Origin of the sequence: Flavobacterium plurextorum (genome assembly GCF_002217395.1) — a bacterium.
GTDB classification, from domain to species: domain Bacteria; phylum Bacteroidota; class Bacteroidia; order Flavobacteriales; family Flavobacteriaceae; genus Flavobacterium; species Flavobacterium plurextorum.
Genome location: NZ_MUHD01000030.1, coordinates 1 through 21,327, shown reverse-complemented (window position 1 = coordinate 21,327; position 21,327 = coordinate 1). Strand labels below are relative to the sequence as shown.

Annotated in this window: 20 protein-coding genes; 10 read left to right on the top strand and 10 right to left on the bottom strand. The window is 33.2% G+C overall.

Annotated elements, in window-relative coordinates; genetic code table 11:
- Positions 1–2 precede the first annotated feature (2 nt).
- Genes ccoN through B0A81_RS16170 form a run of 6 tightly spaced genes read left to right on the top strand, consistent with a single transcriptional unit; the run spans position 3 to position 5,929 of the window.
- On the top strand, positions 3–2,189 hold the full coding sequence (gene ccoN, locus B0A81_RS16195; protein ID WP_089058988.1) for a cytochrome-c oxidase, cbb3-type subunit I: 2,187 nt from the start codon (positions 3–5) through the stop codon (positions 2,187–2,189).
- Positions 2,190–2,196: 7 nt separating this feature from the next.
- Complete coding sequence (locus B0A81_RS16190; RefSeq protein WP_089052368.1) at positions 2,197–2,385, top strand: CcoQ/FixQ family Cbb3-type cytochrome c oxidase assembly chaperone; 189 nt, start codon at positions 2,197–2,199, stop codon at positions 2,383–2,385.
- 1 nt (position 2,386) lies between these two features.
- Positions 2,387–3,325 carry a cbb3-type cytochrome c oxidase N-terminal domain-containing protein gene (locus tag B0A81_RS16185; RefSeq protein ID WP_089058987.1) on the top strand — a complete coding sequence of 313 codons (939 nt, stop codon included), beginning with the start codon at positions 2,387–2,389 and terminating at the stop codon, positions 3,323–3,325.
- Positions 3,326–3,336: 11 nt separating this feature from the next.
- Positions 3,337–4,755 (top strand): cytochrome c oxidase accessory protein CcoG, encoded by a 1,419-nt coding sequence (gene ccoG, locus B0A81_RS16180; RefSeq protein ID WP_089058986.1) that lies wholly within the window; start codon positions 3,337–3,339, stop codon positions 4,753–4,755.
- Positions 4,756–4,770: 15 nt separating this feature from the next.
- The gene (locus B0A81_RS16175; protein WP_089058985.1) at positions 4,771–5,220 is read left to right on the top strand and encodes a FixH family protein; all 450 of its coding nucleotides are present in this window, start codon (positions 4,771–4,773) and stop codon (positions 5,218–5,220) included.
- 7 nt (positions 5,221–5,227) lie between these two features.
- Positions 5,228–5,929 carry a sulfite exporter TauE/SafE family protein gene (locus B0A81_RS16170; protein ID WP_089058984.1) on the top strand — a complete coding sequence of 234 codons (702 nt, stop codon included), beginning with the start codon at positions 5,228–5,230 and terminating at the stop codon, positions 5,927–5,929.
- A 40-nt stretch (positions 5,930–5,969) separates the two neighbouring features.
- On the opposite strand, the gene hemN is transcribed toward B0A81_RS16170, so the two are convergent.
- The 8 genes from hemN to prfB form a co-directional block, all read right to left on the bottom strand.
- Positions 5,970–7,334, bottom strand: a complete 1,365-nt coding sequence (gene hemN, locus B0A81_RS16165; protein WP_089058983.1) for an oxygen-independent coproporphyrinogen III oxidase — start codon at positions 7,332–7,334, stop codon at positions 5,970–5,972.
- A 125-nt stretch (positions 7,335–7,459) separates the two neighbouring features.
- The gene (locus B0A81_RS16160; protein WP_089058982.1) at positions 7,460–7,930 is read right to left on the bottom strand and encodes a hypothetical protein; all 471 of its coding nucleotides are present in this window, start codon (positions 7,928–7,930) and stop codon (positions 7,460–7,462) included.
- Between the two features lie 110 nt (positions 7,931–8,040).
- Positions 8,041–8,388 (bottom strand): hypothetical protein, encoded by a 348-nt coding sequence (locus tag B0A81_RS16155; RefSeq protein WP_089058981.1) that lies wholly within the window; start codon positions 8,386–8,388, stop codon positions 8,041–8,043.
- 119 nt (positions 8,389–8,507) lie between these two features.
- Entirely contained in the window at positions 8,508–8,930 is a 423-nt protein-coding gene (locus tag B0A81_RS16150) for a DoxX family protein (protein WP_089058980.1), read from the bottom strand.
- Positions 8,931–9,050: 120 nt separating this feature from the next.
- On the bottom strand, positions 9,051–10,679 hold the full coding sequence (locus tag B0A81_RS16145; protein ID WP_089058979.1) for an acyl-CoA carboxylase subunit beta: 1,629 nt from the start codon (positions 10,677–10,679) through the stop codon (positions 9,051–9,053).
- Positions 10,680–10,846: 167 nt separating this feature from the next.
- A complete protein-coding gene (gene lpxD, locus B0A81_RS16140) occupies positions 10,847–11,845 on the bottom strand; it encodes a UDP-3-O-(3-hydroxymyristoyl)glucosamine N-acyltransferase (protein ID WP_089058978.1) in 999 nt (332 codons plus the stop codon).
- 340 nt (positions 11,846–12,185) lie between these two features.
- Positions 12,186–12,632, bottom strand: a complete 447-nt coding sequence (gene msrB, locus B0A81_RS16135; protein WP_089058977.1) for a peptide-methionine (R)-S-oxide reductase MsrB — start codon at positions 12,630–12,632, stop codon at positions 12,186–12,188.
- Positions 12,633–12,693: 61 nt separating this feature from the next.
- A protein-coding gene (gene prfB / locus B0A81_RS16130; protein WP_123922200.1) for a peptide chain release factor 2 occupies positions 12,694–13,792 on the bottom strand; the annotation gives its coding sequence in 2 pieces (ribosomal slippage) (positions 12,694–13,728 and positions 13,730–13,792; 1,098 coding nt in all).
- 381 nt (positions 13,793–14,173) lie between these two features.
- On the opposite strand from prfB, the gene B0A81_RS16125 reads away from it, so the two are divergent.
- Complete coding sequence (locus B0A81_RS16125; RefSeq protein WP_089058975.1) at positions 14,174–15,193, top strand: threonine aldolase family protein; 1,020 nt, start codon at positions 14,174–14,176, stop codon at positions 15,191–15,193.
- A 186-nt stretch (positions 15,194–15,379) separates the two neighbouring features.
- Here the strand turns inward: B0A81_RS16125 and B0A81_RS16120 are convergent, their stop codons facing one another.
- Entirely contained in the window at positions 15,380–15,700 is a 321-nt protein-coding gene (locus B0A81_RS16120; RefSeq protein ID WP_089052354.1) for a YbaB/EbfC family nucleoid-associated protein, read from the bottom strand.
- A gap of 149 nt (positions 15,701–15,849) precedes the next feature.
- On the opposite strand from B0A81_RS16120, the gene B0A81_RS16115 reads away from it, so the two are divergent.
- From B0A81_RS16115 to B0A81_RS16105, 3 genes are all read left to right on the top strand, one after another.
- Entirely contained in the window at positions 15,850–17,910 is a 2,061-nt protein-coding gene (locus B0A81_RS16115) for a S9 family peptidase (protein WP_089058974.1), read from the top strand.
- Between the two features lie 72 nt (positions 17,911–17,982).
- Positions 17,983–19,023 carry a PLP-dependent cysteine synthase family protein gene (locus B0A81_RS16110; RefSeq protein ID WP_089058973.1) on the top strand — a complete coding sequence of 347 codons (1,041 nt, stop codon included), beginning with the start codon at positions 17,983–17,985 and terminating at the stop codon, positions 19,021–19,023.
- Between the two features lie 370 nt (positions 19,024–19,393).
- On the top strand, positions 19,394–20,302 hold the full coding sequence (locus B0A81_RS16105; protein WP_089058972.1) for a LamG-like jellyroll fold domain-containing protein: 909 nt from the start codon (positions 19,394–19,396) through the stop codon (positions 20,300–20,302).
- A 302-nt stretch (positions 20,303–20,604) separates the two neighbouring features.
- Here B0A81_RS16105 and B0A81_RS16100 read toward each other — a convergent pair whose 3' ends face one another.
- A complete protein-coding gene (locus tag B0A81_RS16100) occupies positions 20,605–21,081 on the bottom strand; it encodes a hypothetical protein (RefSeq protein WP_123922199.1) in 477 nt (158 codons plus the stop codon).
- Between the last annotated feature and the right edge of the window lie 246 nt (positions 21,082–21,327).

Below are 21,327 nucleotides of genomic sequence, written 5' to 3'. Positions count from 1 at the left end.
TTATGGAAATGGAACAGTTTTATTACGACAACAAAATTGTAAAAAAATTCATTTACGCCACCATCCTTTTTGGAGTAGTGGGTATGTTAGTGGGGCTGACCTTAGCGGTCATGTACCTTTTTCCCAATTTGACAGATGGGATATCGTGGTTAAGTTATGGTCGCTTAAGACCGTTGCACACCAACGCCGTTATCTTTGCATTTGTTGGAAATGCCTTTTTTGCGGGGATGTATTATTCCATGCAAAGATTGCTTAAAGCCAGAATGTTTAGTGACTTTTTAAGTAACTTACATTTTTGGGGCTGGCAGTTAATTATCGTAGCCGCCGCAATTACATTGCCATTAGGCTATACTTCTTCAAAAGAATATGCTGAGCTTGAGTGGCCTATAGATATTGCCATAGCGCTTATTTGGGTGGTAATGGGGATCAATATGATAGGTACAATGCTGCGACGTAGGGAACGTCACTTATATGTAGCTATTTGGTTTTACTTGGCTACGTTTGTAACTGTTGCAGTTCTTCATATTTTTAACAATATTGAAATTCCAGTTTCAGCATTAAAAAGTTATTCAGTTTATGCTGGAGTACAAGATGCTTTGGTACAATGGTGGTACGGTCACAATGCAGTTGCATTTTTCTTGACGACTCCATTTTTAGGATTAATGTATTATTTCGTGCCTAAAGTAGCAAATCGTCCAGTTTACTCTTATAGACTGTCAATTATTCACTTTTGGTCTTTAATCTTTATTTATATCTGGGCAGGACCACACCATTTATTATATTCAGCATTACCTAACTGGGCTCAAAATTTAGGTGTTGCATTCTCTGTAATGTTAATTGCTCCATCATGGGGAGGTATGATCAACGGATTGTTAACATTAAGAGGAGCGTGGGACAAAGTTCGTGAAGAACCAGTTTTAAAATTCTTTGTAGTAGCTATTACAGGTTATGGTATGGCGACTTTTGAAGGACCAATGTTATCTCTTAAAAATGTAAATGCTATCGCGCATTACACGGACTGGATCGTTGCTCACGTGCACGTAGGTGCATTAGCATGGAATGGATTTATGTCTTTTGGTATCATTTATTGGTTGATTCCTCGAATGACAAAATCAGATTTATTCTCTAAGAAATTAGCAAACTTCCATTTCTGGATCGGTACATTAGGTATTATAGTATATACAATTCCATTATACGTAGCAGGTTTTCAACAAGCTTCAATGTGGAAACAGTTTAATCCAGATGGTACATTAACGTATGGAAACTTTCTTGAAACAGTAACTGCAATTATGCCAATGTATTGGATGAGAGCAATTGGAGGAAGTTTGTATTTGATAGGTATGTTGACTTTGGTTTACAATATCATTATGACTGTAAAAGCTGGGCAGACAATTGAAGATGAATTGGCTCAAGCTCCAGCCTTGCAAAAAATCAGCAGTGGAAGACTTAATGGAGAAAAATTCCATTCTTGGTTAGAAAGAAAACCAATTCAATTAACCATTTTAGCTACAATAGCAATTTTAATTGGAGGGATTATTCAAATTGTACCAACCATTATGGTAAAATCTAATATACCAACAATTTCAAGTGTAAAACCATATACACCGTTAGAACTTGAAGGACGTGATTTGTATATCAGAGAAGGTTGTGTAGGTTGTCACTCACAATCAGTTCGACCATTTAGAAGTGAAGTTGAGCGTTATGGAGTACAATCAAAAGCAGGAGAGTTTGTTTATGATCATCCGTTCTTATGGGGATCAAAACGTACAGGTCCAGATTTATTAAGAGTTGGTGGTAAGTATAATGATAACTGGCACTTTAATCATATGTGGAATCCGCAAAGTACATCTGCAGGATCGATAATGCCAGGTTATAAATGGTTGTTTGATAATGAGCCAATGGACATTTCATTAACTCAGAAGAAAATGAAAGCAATGATTTCACTTGGTGTACCTTACACTGAAGAAGAAGTTGCAAATGCACAAAGAACTTTAAGAGATCAGGCAGTTAAAATTGAAAAAAGCTTAGAAAGTGATCCTGATTTTGTAAAAAGTTATGAAGACAGCAGGAAAAAAGCAGAAGCTAAAGGCGAGAAATTTATTCCTATGAATGAAAGAGAAATCGTTGCTTTGATTGCTTACATTCAAAGACTTGGTACTGATATTAAAGTAAAAGAAACTTCTAAATAACAGCATTATGTTTGAACAAATAAAACACAATATGGAAACGATATCGGGTATAGAAATTTACCCGATTCTTTCTCTCTTGATTTTCTTTTTCTTTTTCGTAGGATTAGGCTTTTGGGTATTTTCTTATAAGAAAGATAAAATTCAAGAAATGAGCCAAATACCTTTAGAGGATAATTTAATTTCAAAAGATAGATAAAATGAAAAAGTTTTTCCCAGTATATGTTAGAGTACCGTTGATTTTTTTCATCGTTTTTGCTTTGATGGAGTATTTTATAGATTCAGGTGATAAACCGGCATTTATTAAATATCCAATGGTATCTGTCTTTTTGTTTGTATTTCTATTTATTTTGATTGCAATCGAAATTACGCTTAGCGCAGTAAATCGTGTTATGTATCAATTAATGTCTCCCGAAGAAAAGGCAAAAGCTGAGTATGAAAGCAGTTTGAGTCTTCAAGAGAGTACTTGGTACAAAGATTTAATGCATAAACTTACTAAGACAGTGCCAATGTCTAAAGAAGCAGATTTATTACTGGACCACGATTATGACGGTATTAAAGAGCTTGATAATAATTTACCGCCATGGTGGGTTTATTTATTCTACATCTGTATCATTTTTGGTGTAATCTATGTAGTTCGTTATGATGTTTTAGGAGCTGATGATCAGGAAATGGAGCTTAAAAAAGAAATGGCTCAGGCAAAAATTGATGTCGAAGAATATATGAAAACTGCTCCAGATTTGATGGATGAGAAAACAGTTGTTTTACTTACCGATGCACCAAGTTTAGATGCCGGAAAAGAAATATTTACAACTAATTGTGCAGCTTGCCATAGAGCAGATGGAGGAGGACAAATTGGTCCAAACTTAACAGATGATCATTGGATTTTAGGAGGTGGAATCAAAGAAATATTCCATACTATTACAAATGGAGGTCGTGATGGTAAAGGGATGATCGCTTGGAAAGGAACCCTTAAACCGAAAGAAATTCAAAAGGTTGCCAGCTACATTTTATCATTGCAGGGAAGTAATCCAAAAGACCCAAAAGAAGCCGAAGGTGAAGTATGGGCAGGAGAAGGTGCTCCTAAAGCAGATACTGCAGCAAACACACCAAAAGATACTACAGAAGTTAAAAAATAATTTAGAATATCATGTCAAATTTACCAGACGAAGCTTTTAGAGATACCATTGGAACTATAGATGAAGGCGGTAACAGGAAATTTATATTCCCTAAGAAACCGTCTGGTAAATTTTATAACTACAGAAAAATAGTCAGTTACATTTTACTGACTATTTTAATTGTTAATCCGTTTATCAAAGTAAACGGAAACCAATTTATGATGTTCAATATACTTGAACGTCGTTTTAATATTTTCGGATTTCCCTTTTGGCCCCAGGATTTCTACCTTTTCGTTATTTCAATACTTGTCGGCGTTGTATTTGTTATTTTGTTTACAGTTGTTTTTGGACGGATTTTTTGTGGATGGATATGTCCTCAAACCATTTTTTTAGAAATGGTATTTCGCCGAATCGAGTATTGGATTGACGGAGATCGAGGTGCACAGTCTCGTTTAGCAAGGATGGAGTGGAACGCAGAGAAAATTAGAAAAAGAGTTGTTAAATGGACAATTTTCTTTTTAATATCCTTTGGTATAGCAAATGTATTTCTTGCTTATTTAGTTGGCAGCGACGCCTTATTTTTAATGGTTGAGCAAGGACCTGTTAAACAAGCAAGTAATTTTATCGCACTTCTTATTTTTACCGGAGTTTTTTATTTCGTTTTTGTTTGGTTTCGTGAACAGGTATGTATTATTGCTTGTCCTTACGGACGATTACAAGGTGTTTTATTAGATAATAAATCAATAAACGTCGCGTATGACTTTGTACGTGGTGAAAAAGAAAAAGGCAGAGCTAAGTTTAATAAAAAAGAAGATAGAGCACTGACAGGAAAAGGCGATTGTATTGATTGTCTTCAATGCGTGCATGTCTGCCCAATGGGAATTGATATTAGAAATGGAACACAACTAGAATGTACAAACTGTACAGCTTGTATAGATGAGTGTGATCACATTATGGAAAGTGTAGGATTACCAAAAGGACTTATTCGTTATGCTTCTGAAGATGAAATCGCTAAAAAAGAGCCTTTTAAGTTTACCGCAAGAATGAAAGGCTACACAGCTGTATTGTTCATTTTATTGAGTATTTTTGTTGGAATGCTGTTTTTAAGAACAGATGTTCAGGCAGTTGTTTTACGTTTACCTGGTCAGCTTTTTCAACATAAAGGAGATAAAATCAGTAATGTTTATACCTACAAGATTGTTAACAAAACAATGAAAGATTACAATGATATTCATTTTGAGTTAATAGATCAAAAAGGAGAAATTAGAAACGTAGGAAAACAACATTTTAAAGTTCCAAAAGAAGGAATTTCGCAAGGAACACTATTTATTGAAATAAATGAAGTATTGTTAGAAAGTGACAAAACCAAAGTAAAAATTGGTGTCTATAATGGTACCGAATTACTTGAAACAACGAATACAAATTTCTTAGGACCAAGAAGTTTTAATTAAATAAACACAAGTATCATGAAAATTAATTGGGGAACTGGAATTGTCATTGCATTTGCATTGTTTATGACATTTATTTTATATTTTGTTTTCGAAGTACAATCAAATAGTAAATATGATAATGATTTGGTTGTTGAAGAGTATTATAAGCATGATACTCATTTTCAGGAAGAAATGGCAAGAATTCAAAATGCACATGATTTACAGCACAAACCATCAATCAAATATAGTCAAGAGGGTGTACAAGTTACTTTTCCTGCTGACTTTGAAGGCAGTAAAGTAAAAGGAAATGTTTTATTGTATAGACCTTCAAATAAGAAATTTGATTTTGATACTCAAATTGCTTTAACAAATTCTTCATTACTGATTCCGCAGAAAAAATTAATAAAAGGACGTTGGGATGTTAATATGGAGTGGCAGTACGAAGGAAAAAAATACTTGACAAAAGAAGTTATCTACGTAAATTAATTGTAAAATGTTATTTTCTGCTCTAATATTTGGCCTTATAAGCAGTCTGCATTGTGTTGGAATGTGTGGACCAATAGCTATGATGCTTCCAGTAGACCATAATAACGAAACCAAGAAGGCAGCTCAGATTATTACCTACCATTTAGGCCGATTATCTGCTTATGCGTCAATTGGATTGATTTTCGGACTATTAGGGAGAGGTTTTTTCCTTGCCGGAATGCAGCAAAATATGTCAATTTTTATTGGCGTTGCCATGATTTTAGTTGTTCTAATTCCGGAAAAAGTATTCGCTAAGTACAATTTTTCGAAACCAGTATATAAAATTATTTCAAATATAAAATCGAGCCTGGGAAGCCAGTTTAAAAAGAAAAGTTACAAGTCTCTTTTTACAATTGGTTTATTAAATGGCTTTTTACCATGCGGAATGGTTTATGTTGCCTTGTTTGGTGCAATTGCCATGCAGAGCGCAGGACTTGGTGTTCTGTATATGCTTTTGTATGGATTAGGAACTATTCCTTTAATGACAGTTGTAGTATATATTAATTCATTGCTTAAATTACCTTTTAGAAACAAAATTCAAAAAGCAATTCCTTATGTTGCAATAATAATTGGAGTGTTGTTTATTTTGAGAGGTTTAGGATTAGGAATTCCTTATTTATCTCCTTCTAATATGAATTTGTTTGTTCAAGCAACTCCAAATTGTCATTAAAACTTCGACTATTAAATTGTCTTTAAATTTTGACCGTTTTTTAAACCGTCATTGAGAATAAATTAGTCTCAGGAGATTTTCTTTTTAAATGCAAATCAAAAGCCATACAAATATTACGAACAAATGGTCTTCCAGCTTCTGTAATTTTGAGTTTATCTTCTTCAATTACAATTAGTTTGTCTTTCTCAATTTCTTCAAGATCTAATAATACTGACGGTAATTCTTTAAAGTACAGTGATTCATTACTCCAAGAAGTTTCAAGATCGCAAGTAAGATTTAAGATGTGTTTTCTAATGATTAAATCTTCCTCATCTAAAATATGCCCTTTTACAATTGGCAGTTGATTTTCTCTTAAAATTCTATAATATTCTTCAAGACTCTTCGTGTTTTGAGCAAAACTATACCAGCTGTCGCTGATAGATGAAACACCTAGACCAATCATAAGCTGCGTTTTAGAAGCGCTGTATCCCATAAAGTTTCGATGCATTTTTTTATTATGCGCGGCATGATATAAACTGTCAGAAGACAAAGCAAAGTGATCCATGCCAATTTCATGATAACCGTTGGCAGAAAGCAATTGTTTTCCTGTTTCGTACAGTTTTCTTTTCTCAGCGTCTTTAGGAAGGTTTTCTTCATTAAAGCCGCGTTGTCCGTTTCCTTTTATCCAAGGCACATGAGCATAGCTGTAAAACGCTAAACGGTCAGGTTTTAATGAATTTGTTTTTTCGACAGTATCAATAACATCTTCAACAGTTTGAAAAGGCAAGCCGAAGATAATATCATGTCCGATAGATTTATAACCAATTTCTTTTGCCCAAAAAGTAACTTTTGCTACATTATGAAAAGGTTGTATACGATGTATTGCTTTTTGTACTTTTTCGGCATAATCTTGAACACCAAAACTAACTCGGCGGAAGCCTAAATCATATAGTTTTTTTAATTGTTCGTAAGTAGTATTATTAGGATGTCCTTCAAAGCTAAATTCATAATTATCTGCTTTATCGGCTAATTTAAAAATACCATTAATTAAATGTTCTAAATTTTCGGTAGAAAAAAAAGTTGGAGTACCGCCGCCTAAATGAATTTCCTTTATGGAAGGTTTTTTAGGAAGTAATTCACAATATAATCTCCATTCTTTTAAGATTGCACATATGTATATCTCCTCAACAGAATGATTTTTTGTGATTCTTTTATTACAGCCGCAAAAGGTACACATGCTTTCGCAGAATGGCAGATGCAGGTATAAACTAATTCCGTTTTGTGAATTACTCTCCGAGAAGGATTTTTGAAAAGACGACTTCCATTGCTCTACAGTGAAGGCAGACTCGTTCCAGTATGGAACAGTTGGATAACTTGTATATCTTGGGCCTGGTACATTGTATTTTTGGGTTAGTGAAATTTCCATAAGACAAATTTATTTTCCCCCAAAGTTAGTTATTGATGTTAAGATGTAAAATGACAAATGTCATGTATCGATCAAAAAAAAGAGACTCATAGTGAGCCTCTTTTTACTGAATTAAATAACTAACATTAAATAGAATCCTGAATGATTTTAAGCCATTTTTTCGCAAACATATGATCTTGGTATACACTTATCTGTTTGATGCGGTCATCATCAAAATCATAGAATGGGATTGTAATTTTTTTAGAAGTTTCTTTATCTTGAAATTCAAAATCAATCTTCACTATAGTATCTGAATTGCTTTCAGTAGTTAAAGTTAATTTGCAAGACGATACACTTTTTAAGTCTACAAATATCGATTCCTGCTGATTAGGATTGAAATTCATTAAAATGAATTTTCTGTTTTTTTGATCTATTGTAAGTGTTTTGTTGTTTTGTGATTCTGTTAAATCAAAATCTTCAGGATGTGTTGGATTAAACTTCTTTTTGATGTTTAAAATTTTTGATTTGTTTGCAGCGCTTGATCGTGCTGAAAAATATATTGGTACGGCAACTATGATCGCAATCACAACGCCAATTATCGTAATACTTGTGTCCATTTCTTTTTAAATTTGATAAATACATGAAATTATAAACGGTTTTTCGGAAAGAAAAACGGCTTAAGAGTGTGAGAAGAAAATATAATCTTCCTTAAAGTTTCATAGGTATACTACCAAAAAAAATGGAAAGGGTAGAGCATTATTAAGATTTTATTGCTCTGAGTAGAAAATTGATTGACAAAGTTTGAAGCTGTTTTTTCAATTCTATATTGCGGAATAGTAAGCAATAAAGAATCAAACCACTTTATTACGCCAGAATTGGTGTGCTTAATGTTTGCAGCCAATTGATAACCTGCTTGCGGTTGAATAAATGCAGATGAATCTGGTGTTTCTTTGCCGAAATTGGTATTCGTTTTTTGAGTTTCGATTTTTTGTACCACAGAGCCTTCTGCTTGAGCAGCAAAAACTCCAATAATTAAGAGTGATATAAAAAATACAATTTTACGAATCCAATTCATGCGGGCGAAATTAGTTCATAAAATACAATAAAAGAAATTTAGAGTGCTAATTACTTCTTAAAAAACGTTTTATTAAATTATCCTCAATTTATTTTGATTAAACTGAGGATAATAAAACATTATTGCTGCATTTTAAAATAATAGTCAGCAGAGTGTTTTCCACCGCCATAAAACAAGAAAAATATGCAGAGTAACAATACGATGATTGCTAAAGCTAAGCTTTCAGAATGCATGTGCCCCATGAAATTGATAAGTACAGCTCCAAATAGTATTGGTAATTGAGCCGCGATCGCCCAGCGGGTCAGCAGTCCAAAAAAGATCATTATGCCTCCAATCATGTGAGCCGGTGCGATATAATGCAAAAGAAACATTCCGCCTCCGAATCGATCAATTGGAGAAATCAAATCATGCAAATACTGAACATTGGTTACAAAAGAAACCCCTTTCATAAATAAGAAAACCCCCAATATTATGCGTACTAAATCTACTGGTAAATAAGTATGCGAATTTGCCCACTTATTTAAGCTTTTTACATTTTCCATGATACAACGAGATTAAAAATTATACACTAAGTTACTAATTTTTAATGATATATTTAATTTAAGTATCTGGAAATAAGTTTTTTGATATTATTTTAACACGTTTGAAAAGAGGTACATAATTTAAACCTGAATTACTCCCAAGTTAAATGGTTTTTGAATAGGAGCGTGGTTTGCCGCTTCGATTCCCATAGAAATCCATTTACGTGTGTCCAATGGATCAATTATAGCATCCGTCCATAATCTAGATGCAGCATAATAAGGAGAAGTTTGTTCGTCGTAACGAACTTTTATTTTATTAAAAAGTTCAGTTTCTTTTTCTTCGTTGATAATTTCTCCTTTAGCTTTAAGTGAAGAAGCTTCAATTTGCGCTAAAACTTTTGCGGCTTGAGTCCCGCCCATAACAGCAAGCTCAGCGCTAGGCCATGCAAAAATTAATCTCGGGTCATAAGCTTTACCGCACATTGCGTAGTTTCCTGCTCCATAAGAGTTCCCTACAATTACCGTGAACTTAGGTACAACCGAATTACTTACGGCATTGACCATTTTAGCTCCGTCTTTAATAATTCCGCCATGTTCAGATTTTGATCCAACCATAAAACCAGTAACGTCTTGCAGAAATACTAAAGGAATTTTCTTTTGATTACAATTGGCAATAAATCGGGTTGCTTTGTCGGCACTGTCAGAATAGATAACGCCGCCAAACTGCATTTCGCCTTTTTTTGTTTTAACTACTTTTCGTTGATTAGCAACAATCCCTACAGCCCAGCCGTCAATTCTAGCGTATCCAGTAATTAAGGATTGACCATAACCATCTTTGTAAGCTTCAAATTCTGAATTATCAACGAGACGATTAATTATTTCCATCATATCATACTGCTCATTTCGGGCTTTTGGCAGAATTCCGTAGATATCAGTAGGTTCTAATGCTGGTTTTTCGGCTTTGATTCGACTATAACCTGCTTTATCAAAATCACCAATTTTATCGACTATATTTTTAATCTTGTCTAGAGCATCTTTGTCATCTTTTGCTTTATAATCGGTCACGCCCGAAATCTCGCAATGTGTTGTTGCTCCGCCCAAAGTTTCATTGTCAATTGTCTCTCCAATAGCAGCTTTTACTAAATAACTTCCAGCAAGGAAAATACTGCCGGTTTTATCTACAATTAAGGCCTCATCGCTCATAATTGGAAGGTATGCTCCGCCTGCAACACAACTGCCCATTACAGCTGCGATTTGGGTAATACCCATGCTGCTCATTTGTGCGTTATTTCTAAAAATTCGGCCAAAATGTTCTTTATCTGGAAAAATTTCATCTTGAAGCGGTAAATAAACACCTGCACTGTCAACTAAATAAATAATAGGAAGTTTGTTCTCGATAGCAATTTCTTGCGCTCGCAGATTTTTTTTTGCAGTTATAGGAAACCAAGCTCCTGCTTTTACAGTGGCATCATTTGCAACAACAATACATTGTTTGCCTTTTACATAGCCAATTTTAACAACTACACCACCAGAAGGACATCCGCCATGTTCTTTGTACATTCCTTCGCCTGCAAAACCTCCAACTTCAATACTATTTGAATTTTCATCCAATAAATAAGCGATTCGCTCACGAGCCGTCATTTTTCCTTCGGCATGTAATTTTTCAATTCGTTTTTCACCGCCGCCTAGTTTTACTTTGGCAAATTTTTGTTTTAATTCAGAAAGGAGTAGTTTATTATGATCTTCGTTTTTATTGAAGTTTAAATCCATGATATAGTATTGATTTTATAAAATAGTGTTGGCTAATTTACAAAATCAATTGAAATAAACAGAGTATTTCAAATTTGTCTGAACTTTAATTTTAGAGGATTTTATTTTCTTAAATAAAAAAGCAGAAGCGGTTGGCTTCTGCTTTTTCTATAGCTGTTTAAATTGTATTATTTTTTAGGATTGCAAGCCATTCTTTTTAGTGTTGCCCATTGTTTTAAAGCATCACGAGCTTCAACTGCTGGATAGCCTAACATTGTTTTTCCTGCAGGAACATCACCTATAACACCAGATCCTGCACCTATAACAGCACCGTCACCAATTGTCGTGTGGTCTTTTATAGAGGCGCTTCCGCCAATAATAACTCCGTTTCCTAAAGTTACTGATCCAGCTAAGCCGCTGTTTCCAGCCATAATACAAAATTTACCTAATTTACTATTATGCCCAATTTGAACTAAATTATCAATCTTACACCCATCGCCTAAAATTGTAGAGCTGAATTTCCCACGATCGACGCAAGAGTTTGCTCCAATTTCAACTCCGTTTCCTATAATAACATTTCCAATTTGCGGAATTTTAACTAAACCTTTTTCAGAACATGGACGAAACCCAAAACCGTCGGCTCCAATTGTAGCATTTGGATGAATAATGCAATCGTTACCAATATGGCAGCGCTCGCGAACTACAGATCCTGACCAAACAACAGTATTTTTTCCAATTGTACATTCGTCTAAAATTGTTACATTTGGATATAAAGTTGCATTTGCTCCTATTACAACCTTTGGACCAATATAACATCCAGCACCAATTTTAGCACCTTCTCCAATTATTGCAGTCTCATCTACAGTCGCAGTTTTGTGAATGTTTGTATGAAATATTGGAGCAGGAGGAGCGAAAAGATTTAGAATTTGAGACATTGCTAAATCAGCATTTTTTACTTTTATAAAAGCACGATTTTCTCCTGGTTCAATCGAAATGTCTTCGTTAACAACTGCAATTGAAGCATTTGATGCTGACCAATATTTTTCATATTTTTTGTTTCCTATAAACGAAATTTCAGAAGTGGTGGCTTTTTCTAATTGCTCGGTTGCGGTTATGCTTTGTGAAGTTGTGCCGTAGATTACACCATTTATTACTTCATTAATTTCTTGAATAGAATAGGATTTCATTGATAAGTTTAATTGACTAAGGGTTTATTTTTTGCCAAATAAAATGAAATAGATTTTAATTACCTAATAAAATTTTCAAGTTTTTTGATAAAAGTTTATAATAATAGTTTAAATATTACAAAATTAACATTTTACCTATTAATTTAATGAATGTATTCTAATTTTGCATGCTGATTTTTCTAGTGTTATTGATATTTGATTAATTATATATTGCAAAATATACAATCGTAAAGAGAATCATTTTATTGATAGGTAGTGACTTACATTTTTAATGTTAATTATTGTTTTGGCATTAAAATCAAAAAAGCGATTTCTTTTTTGAGTAAGAAATCGCTTTTTGTTAGTCTTTAATTTTAGAGAGTGAAATTGCATTGATGCAATATCGCAAGCCGCTTGGTTGTGGTCCGTCTGGAAAAATATGTCCTAAATGTGCGTCGCATACATTACAGACAACCTCAACACGAATCATTCCGTATGATTTGTCTGCATGATAAGCAATTGCATTTTCTTTTATTGGCTGTGTAAATGATGGCCAGCCTGTTCCTGATTCAAATTTTTCGGAAGCATCAAAAAGTAAAGTGCCGCAGCATTTACACTCATAAATTCCAGGATCGAATAAACTGCAAAGCTCAGAACTAAAAGATCTTTCAGTTCCTTTTAAGCGAGTTACCTGAAACTCCTCAGGAGTTAAAAGCTGTTTCCATTCGTCTGCTGTTTTTTCAACTCTTTTTTCAGGAGCTGGATTTCCTTTATTTGTAAAATGAATTACATCTGCCCATTTTATCATGATTTTTTCTTTTTAGTTTAAAGTTTACTGCAAACTGAAACTTAACACTGACCACTTTTGACTATTCTTCTTCTTTTTGTCCCATCATCATTAAAAATGCTTTTAAGAAAGGGTCAATATTTCCGTTCATAACGCCGTCAACATCGCTGGTTTCGTAACCGGTACGAACATCTTTTACTAATTTATAAGGCTGCATTACGTAATTACGAATTTGTGAGCCCCATTCGATTTTCATTTTTCCAGCTTCAATATCGGCACGTTGTGCTTGTTGTTTTTTTAATTCAATTTCGTATAACTGAGAACGAAGCATTTGCATAGCGCGCTGTCTGTTATCTTGTTGAGATCTTGTTTCAGAACACTGAATTTGGATTCCGGTTGGTTTGTGTACCAATTGAACTTTTGTTTCAACTTTATTCACATTTTGTCCTCCGGCACCACTCGAACGAGAAGTTGTAATCTCAATATCAGCAGGATTAATATCAATTTCGATACTGTCATCAACCAACGGATAAACATATACAGAAGCAAATGAGGTGTGACGTTTTGCATTGCTGTCAAAAGGAGAAATTCTTACCAAACGATGTACACCATTTTCTCCTTTTAAATACCCAAATGAATAATCTCCTTCAAACTCTAAAGTAACCGTTTTGATTCCTGCAACATCACCAGCTTGAAAGTTAAGCTCTTTTATTTTATAGCCATAACTTTCTCCCCACATCATATACATACGCATTAACATTCCTGCCCAATCACAGCTTTCGGTTCCACCGGCTCCAGCGGTGATTTGAAGAACAGCGCTTAAGCTGTCGCCTTCATCAGAAAGCATGTTTTTGAATTCGATGTTTTCTATATGCGATTGTGTAATGTTGTATTGTTCGTCAAGTTCCTCTGCAGAAAGCTCGCCTTCTTTATAGAAATCATACGCCAGCTGTAATTCCTCTGTAAGTGAAACAGCTTTGTCATAATCTTCAATCCATTTTTTTTTGTTTCGAAGATTCTTTACAATATTTTCTGCTTCCTTAGGATTGTTCCAGAAATCTGGAGCAAAAGTCTTTTCTTCTTCGTTTGCAATTTCGATTAGCTTGGCATCGACGTCAAAGATACCTCCTCAACGCACCAAGGCGCTCCACAATACCTTTTACTTGTTCGGCTGTTGTCATAAATTAATAAGTGTTTTTTGTTTGTTTTTTGCAGTTATTACGTTTGTACTGTTTTAAAAATTCACAACGTAATTTCCTTGTACAAAAATAAGATATAGTTTTTAGAATTTGCATTAAATCATCAAGGATAATACAGGTAAATAGCGTTTGTCTGAGAATGACTTGTTTAGACTTTATAATGATGTGTTGTGGACGAAGCAAAAGCTTTTAAAAATAACAGATTATTTTTTGAATTATTAAGGTCTGAATTATATGTTTTTTATAAATATTACGTTAATTTGGTTCTATAGTTATTAGGCAAGTTAAAATTTATTAAAACTTGCGATCAAAAACTAACAGTAATACGTAATTTTGCTGTCCAAAAAAAAGATATAGTTTTATATGGAAATAAATTTAATTAGCGATACCATAACTAAACCTACACACGAGATGCTTCAGTATATGTTTAACGCTCATGTTGGCGATGATGTATACAAACAGGATCCTACGGTTATCGAATTAGAAACAAGAGTGGCTGAGTTTTTTGGTATGGAAGCTGGACTTTTTTTTCCGTCAGGAACTATGGCAAACCAAACAGCAATAAAACTACATACGCAGCCGGGTGAGCAGTTAATTGCTGATAAATATGCGCATGTTTATCATTATGAAGGAGGAGGAGTTTCTTTTAACAGCGGAGTTTCCTGCTGTTTATTAGATGGTCATCGCGGAATGATAAATGCGAGACAGGTTGCTGCGGCGATCAATGATCCTGAATTTTATCACAGTCCTTTAACAAGTTTAGTTTGCGTAGAAAATACGACAAATAAAGGCGGTGGTGCTTGTTACGAATTAGAAGATCTAAGAGAAATAAAAAAAGTCTGTGATGCAAATAATTTAAAATTCCATTTAGATGGAGCTAGGATTTGGAATGCATTAGTAGCAAAAAGACAAAATCCAAAAGAATTTGGGGCGATTTTCGATACTATATCAGTTTGTTTGTCAAAAGGATTAGGAGCGCCAATTGGTTCTGTTTTGCTTGGAAGCAAAGCTGATATTCATAGAGCGTTGAGAATCAGAAAGATATTAGGTGGAGGGATGCGTCAAGTTGGTTATTTGGCAGCAGCGGGATTGTATGCTTTGGCAAATAATATTGAACGCTTGGCAGAAGATCATAGAAGAGCTAAAGAAATTGGGGCTATTTTAAGTACAAAATCATGGGTTGCCTCAGTGGAGCCTGTAGAAACTAATATTTTGATTTTTTCTTTAGCAGAAGGATACAGCGATCAGCTTTTGATTGAAAAATTAAAACAAAAAAATATTATAATAAGCTCTCTAGGACACAATAAATTACGAATTGTAACGCATTTAGATTATAAAGAGGTTATGCATAGTTATGTAGTGGAAATGCTTTCGAAAATTTAGTTTTTTTCAAAAAGGTTCAAAGTTGCAAAGATTCAAAGCAGCAAAGGCTTAGAGAATAAAGGTTAGACAAAAAAAAAGACGCAATGCGTCTTTTTTTTTTTGTTTAAAGAATTGAAGTTTTGTGCATGAAGTAAAGAAAACCTCTGAATCTTTGGGCCTTTGCAGCTTTGAACCTTTAAAAAAAAACTATTTAAAAAGATTATCCATTCCTGGAATCATTGGCATATCCATTTTTGCAACAGCATCCAATTCTCTTTCGTTAACGCTTGTTGCTTTTTCAATTGCTTTGTTTAAAGTTACAATTAAATAGTCTTCAAGCTGTTCTTTGTCTTCTAATAAAGAATCGTCTATAGAGATTGTTTTTATTTTTCTATTGGCAGTTAATGTTACTTTTAATAATCCATCAGCGCTTTGTTCGTCAATTAAAACAGTATCTAGGCGTTTCTTTGTATCTTCAATTTTTTGTTGGGTTTCTTTAAGTTTTCCCATCATTCCCATTAAATCCATTTTTTGTTGATTTTTAAATTATTTCATACAAAATTAGTATATTGCTTTATGATTACAATAGAATATTTTATGAAAAAATTAATTCCCGTTCTGTTCTGTTTGTAGTATTTTTGCCTTTCCGTATTTAAAAACTAATGCTTAATTAAATAATGCAAAACGATATATTGGCTCCAAAGGCTAAAGAAATTCCAAAAACATTAAAGAAACATAAAGAATCTAGGATAGATAATTATTTTTGGCTTAACGATCGCGAGAACCCAGAAGTTATTGATTACTTGAATAAAGAGAATGAATTTTATCAAAAAATGACCGCTCATACAAAAGACTTGCAAGAGTCATTGTATGAAGAAATGAAGGGGAGAATTAAAGAAGATGATTCATCGGTTCCTTATTTTTACAACGGATATTTTTATATTACAAGATTTGAAACAGGTCAGGATTATCCAATATTCGCCAGAAAAAAAGGCAGTCTATCAGCAGATGAAGAAATTTTATTCAACTGTAATGAATTAGCAAAAGGGCATGCTTATTTTAAATTGGGAGGTTTAAGTATAAGTCCAGATAATAAATTTGTCACTTTTGGAGTTGACATTGTTGGAAGAAGGATTTACACGATTCAAATCAAAAACCTTGAAACAGGAGAAATATTATCAGATAAAATCGAAAATGCTACTGGAGGATCTGTTTGGGCAAATGATAATAAGACGATTTTTTATACCAGACAAGATGAAGTTACTTTAAGAGCAGATAAAATTTTTAGACATAAATTAAATACAGATTCTAAAAATGATGTTTTGGTTTATGATGAAGTTGATGATACTTTTAATGTTTCGGTAAGTAAAGAAAAATCAAGAAAGTACATTGTAATAAGTTCTGGAAGTACTTTGACGACTGAATATAGAATTTTGAAATCAGATAATCCTGATGGTGAATTTGAAGTTTTTCAGCCTCGTGTTCGTGGATTAGAATATAGTATTTCGCACTACGAAGATTCCTTTTATATCTTGACGAATAAAGATAAGGCGACTAATTTTAAATTAATGAAAACGCCTGAAAATAAAACAGGAAAGAAAAACTGGGTAGATCTTATTCCGCATCGCGAAGATGTTTTATTAGAAGATATTGAGATTTTTAAAAACTTTTTAGTTGTAGAAGAACGCTCAAATGGTTTGAATCATATCCGAATTATGCCTTGGGGTGATGATCAGGATTATTATCTGCCATTTGGAAGCGAAACTTACAATGCTTATACCACAACTAATATTGATTTTGATACAGATGTTTTGCGATACAGCTATCAATCGCTTGCAACACCATCGTCTGTAATTGATTTTAATATGAAAACCAAAACCAAAGAGATCTTAAAAGAGCAGCAGGTTTTAGGAGGTAAATTTGATAAAGAAAATTATATCGAAGAACGTGTTTGGGCAACTGCAAGAGATGGTGTAAAAGTGCCAATTTCGATGATTTATAGAAAGGGATTAGAGAAAAATGGAAAAAATCCGTTGTTATTGTACTCGTATGGCTCTTACGGAATTACAATGGATACTTATTTTTCGTCTACAAGACTTTCTTTGTTAGACCGCGGTTTTGTTTATGCGATCGCGCATATTAGAGGTGGAGAAGACTTAGGAAGACAATGGTATGAAGATGGAAAACTGTTAAAAAAGAAAAATACCTTTACAGATTTCATCGATTGCTCTAAATTTGTAATTAACGAAAACTATACATCTCCTGAACATTTATATGCTGAAGGAGGATCTGCAGGAGGACTTTTAATGGGAGTTGTTGTTAATGAAGCTCCAGAATTATACAACGGAGTTATTGCTCAGGTACCTTTTGTAGATGTCATTACAACGATGCTGGATGACAGTATTCCGCTTACAACCGGAGAATATGACGAATGGGGAAACCCAAATAATAAAAAGTATTACGATTATATGTTGTCGTACTCACCGTATGATAATGTAAAAGCGCAAAACTATCCTAATATGTATGTATCAACGGGATTGCACGATTCTCAGGTACAATATTGGGAACCAGCCAAATGGGTGGCTAAATTGAGAGATTTAAAAACAAATAATAATTTTTTGTTTTTAGATACCAATATGGATGCTGGTCATGGCGGGGCTTCAGGGCGTTTTGAGGCTTTGAGAGACTTAGCAAAGGAATTTAGTTTTTTATTAGATTTAGAAAAAATTAAAAGCTAATTAAAAATTTTTTGTTAAATTTGCAACCTATCGAGGTTATTTTAAAATACCACCTCGATTAACTATTTTTTTATGAAAGAAGAAATAAACGCTTATAATAATGTTTTAGAGTTAATAGGTAATACCCCTCTTATTAAGCTAAATAAAATCACCGAAGAGTTAGAAGGAAATTTCTACGCAAAGGTAGAAGCTTTTAATCCAGGTCATTCCTCAAAAGATAGAATAGCGTTATATATTATCGAAGAAGCCGAGAAAAAGGGAATTTTATCACCAGGTGATACTATTATCGAAACTACATCAGGTAACACAGGTTTTAGTTTGGCAATGGTAAGCATTATAAAAGGTTACAATTGTATTTTGGCTGTAAGTTCAAAATCATCCAAAGATAAGATTGACATGTTGAGGAGTTTAGGAGCTAAAGTATATGTTTGCCCTGCTCACGTTTCTGCAGACGATGAAAGATCATATTACAACGTAGCTAAACGACTTCACGAGGAAACTAAAGGTTCAGTTTATATCAATCAATATTTTAATCAATTAAATATTGATGCTCACTACAACACTACAGGTCCTGAAATTTGGGAACAAACAAAAGGAAAAATTACACATCTTATTGCTTGCAGCGGAACTGGAGGAACAATTTCTGGAACAGCAAAATTCTTAAAAGAGCAAAATCCGAATATTAGAATTTTAGGTGTTGATGCTTTTGGATCAGTATTGAAAAAATATCACGAAACAAAAGAGTTTGATAACAAAGAAATTTATCCATACCGTATTGAAGGTTTAGGGAAAAATTTAATTCCATCAGCAACAGATTTTGATATCATCGATAAATTCATGAAAGTGACCGATGAGGAGAGTGCACACTCAGCTAGAGAGATCACTCGAAAAGAAGGTTTGTTTGTTGGTTATACTTCGGGAGCGGTAATGCAGGCTATTAAACAATATGCAGAAGAAGGTGAGTTTACAAAAGACAGCAATATTATAGCAATTTTTCCAGATCATGGTTCACGCTATATGAGTAAAGTGTTCAGTGATGACTGGATGAACGAACAAGGTTTCTTTGATAGTGTTAATGAAGAAGAAGCTCAAAAAATTGAATTTGTAAAGTAGATAGCTGCTTTTTTAGATATTAGAACTCCATTCGTATTTGCGAATGGAGTTTTTTTATGGAACTGTTTTACTGTAATCTTAGGATTGAGCTTAAATTCAGGTTTTTTATATTGCTGATATTTTGGTTTCAAATAAGAATACCGTATTTATACGTAAGAAATTTTTAGTTTAATTGTGAGATGTTTAAAAATTTAATATAATAACATGTAGTATAAATAATTCCAATTGTTGGTTAAAAATCATCAATTTTGGTTATTTGAACGATTATTTAGGTTAGTTGTCGGATAAATTTCAGCTCAAAAACATAATAATCTAGTTTAGCAGTGTTAAAATGACACAATGTTTTTTTTAATCCCTAAATCTACATATCATGAAAAAATTACTACTCTCATTTTTGTTTGTAAGTTATTTGAATGCGACTGCTCAAAACCCAATTCAGGAGTTTAATTTCAATGGAACTTTAAATAATACAGCAAATACAACTTCTTTTATCGGAACAAATAATTTTGTTGCTGATAGAGCGGGAGTTGCTGCAAGTGCACAAAGATTAAATGGCAAGGCTATGGAAGCTGTTATTGATAATCTGCCAATGGCAAATAATGCAAGAACAGTAAGTATTTGGGTTAAGTTTAATGATATAGCTTCGGCGAATTATATTTGGGGCTACGGTACAGCTTACAATGCGCAGTATTGCGGATTATTACAGCAAGGTACCTCATCATCAAATTCAGATTTAAGTTTAGCAGGCTGGGGTGCTTCAAATGATGTTATTGTTTCAACCACTTTAAGCAAGGATATATGGTATCAATATACAATAACGTATGATGGCACAGCTTCTAAAATATATAGAAACGGAGAATTATTGAAATCGTTAAGCGGTATAACACGCTCAACCAAAGGAAATATTTTTAGATTAGGAGAAGTGAATACAACGGTTGGAATTAACGCTGATATCGACGATTTAAAGATCTATGATACTGCTTTGACAGATCAACAGGTTGCGGCTCTTTATAATAGCTCTAAAGCAGTTGCTGTGGTTATAGCAGCAACGTTGACAAAACCGGCAGTTCTTAAACCTAAAGTAAATACAAAACCTGCAGCATCAGGTTCTATAATAACGAATAGTGATGTAAATGCAGGAACAAAAAATATTGAAGTGTTTTCGCAAGGACAGAAAGTGTTAGGAAGTACCAGTTCACTGAATGTTAATGATCTTCCGGAGGGAACTTATCTGCTGAAAATTACAAATTCACCAGCCAAGAAAATTACTTCAAAATAAGGCATTACGTTATTTTTAAAATAGTTAGTTAGTTTTTTATATTTTTAGTAGCACTCAGGTTTTGGAATAGTAAAAAAGCCTTCTGAATTTTCAGAAGGCTTTTTGTTTTTTAGCTTATTACGCTTAGAACCACAAATAAGATTACCAGAATGATTACGGCATATCTTGTATATTTTGATGTTTGCATGATTGTTTCGTTTTTAAATTATTTCACTTTTGAGAAAAACAAATATAATAGTTTTTTTGATTATGGGTTTCTTTTTTGATATTTTGAGATGACGGTATAATATGTTAAAATAGATCTAAGTAACGGGTTTATGTTTTTCTTCTTTTCGCCTTATGTTTAAATAACAAAATAGTGCCGGCAGTATTGCAATCATAAATAATGGAGTAGCCCAATATTGACGCATTTCATATGAAAAAGGACTATTGATTACATTATTCTGTCTTCTATAAAGGATTTTATCTTTTACCGTATTAATTCTCCAAATCGGAATCTGGCTTGTGTTTAAACTTCCACTTTCAATAATATTTATTGGTATTGTGATTCCGCTTTTTAGTTTATCAGATTTGCAATAACCATAAAACACCCACGAAGTTTTGTTGCTCCCGCTATTTGACGGAGGTATTTTTTCATTTACTACCAGTATGTCTTTAGAGTAATTTTTCTCGGGATTCAACGATGCATAAAAGATTTTAGTTTTTGAGAAATCATTTATTGCTTCTATTCCAATTATTGATAATCCCAAAAATATAAGAATTAAACAAAGTGTTTTCATTAGGTTAATAGTGTTTTATTGGTGTTGTTTTATCTATTTGTTAGTGTTATTCAATAAATTTATTTAGTTTTCAGAATACAAAATATAATGATTTTACTCGATTATTGATTTCTTTTAAAAATTAAATAAATTATTGAAAATATAGCAAATAAAAAGAAAAAAGGTTCTAGGAAATATTTTAAGTCTAATTTTTTTTTGGTTTACGTGTTTTCGCATTAATTATATAAAAAAAAAACTCCAGATTTC

Coding starts and splice junctions, on each gene's coding strand:
- ccoN (WP_089058988.1), top strand. CDS start 3: ATGGAAATGGAACAGTTTTATTACGACAACAAAATTGTAAAAAAATTC.
- B0A81_RS16190 (WP_089052368.1), top strand. CDS start 2,197: ATGTTTGAACAAATAAAACACAATATGGAAACGATATCGGGTATAGAA.
- B0A81_RS16185 (WP_089058987.1), top strand. CDS start 2,387: ATGAAAAAGTTTTTCCCAGTATATGTTAGAGTACCGTTGATTTTTTTC.
- ccoG (WP_089058986.1), top strand. CDS start 3,337: ATGTCAAATTTACCAGACGAAGCTTTTAGAGATACCATTGGAACTATA.
- B0A81_RS16175 (WP_089058985.1), top strand. CDS start 4,771: ATGAAAATTAATTGGGGAACTGGAATTGTCATTGCATTTGCATTGTTT.
- B0A81_RS16170 (WP_089058984.1), top strand. CDS start 5,228: ATGTTATTTTCTGCTCTAATATTTGGCCTTATAAGCAGTCTGCATTGT.
- hemN (WP_089058983.1), bottom strand. CDS start 7,334: ATGGAAATTTCACTAACCCAAAAATACAATGTACCAGGCCCAAGATAT.
- B0A81_RS16160 (WP_089058982.1), bottom strand. CDS start 7,930: ATGGACACAAGTATTACGATAATTGGCGTTGTGATTGCGATCATAGTT.
- B0A81_RS16155 (WP_089058981.1), bottom strand. CDS start 8,388: ATGAATTGGATTCGTAAAATTGTATTTTTTATATCACTCTTAATTATT.
- B0A81_RS16150 (WP_089058980.1), bottom strand. CDS start 8,930: ATGGAAAATGTAAAAAGCTTAAATAAGTGGGCAAATTCGCATACTTAT.
- B0A81_RS16145 (WP_089058979.1), bottom strand. CDS start 10,679: ATGGATTTAAACTTCAATAAAAACGAAGATCATAATAAACTACTCCTT.
- lpxD (WP_089058978.1), bottom strand. CDS start 11,845: ATGAAATCCTATTCTATTCAAGAAATTAATGAAGTAATAAATGGTGTA.
- msrB (WP_089058977.1), bottom strand. CDS start 12,632: ATGATAAAATGGGCAGATGTAATTCATTTTACAAATAAAGGAAATCCA.
- B0A81_RS16125 (WP_089058975.1), top strand. CDS start 14,174: ATGGAAATAAATTTAATTAGCGATACCATAACTAAACCTACACACGAG.
- B0A81_RS16120 (WP_089052354.1), bottom strand. CDS start 15,700: ATGGATTTAATGGGAATGATGGGAAAACTTAAAGAAACCCAACAAAAA.
- B0A81_RS16115 (WP_089058974.1), top strand. CDS start 15,850: ATGCAAAACGATATATTGGCTCCAAAGGCTAAAGAAATTCCAAAAACA.
- B0A81_RS16110 (WP_089058973.1), top strand. CDS start 17,983: ATGAAAGAAGAAATAAACGCTTATAATAATGTTTTAGAGTTAATAGGT.
- B0A81_RS16105 (WP_089058972.1), top strand. CDS start 19,394: ATGAAAAAATTACTACTCTCATTTTTGTTTGTAAGTTATTTGAATGCG.
- B0A81_RS16100 (WP_123922199.1), bottom strand. CDS start 21,081: ATGAAAACACTTTGTTTAATTCTTATATTTTTGGGATTATCAATAATT.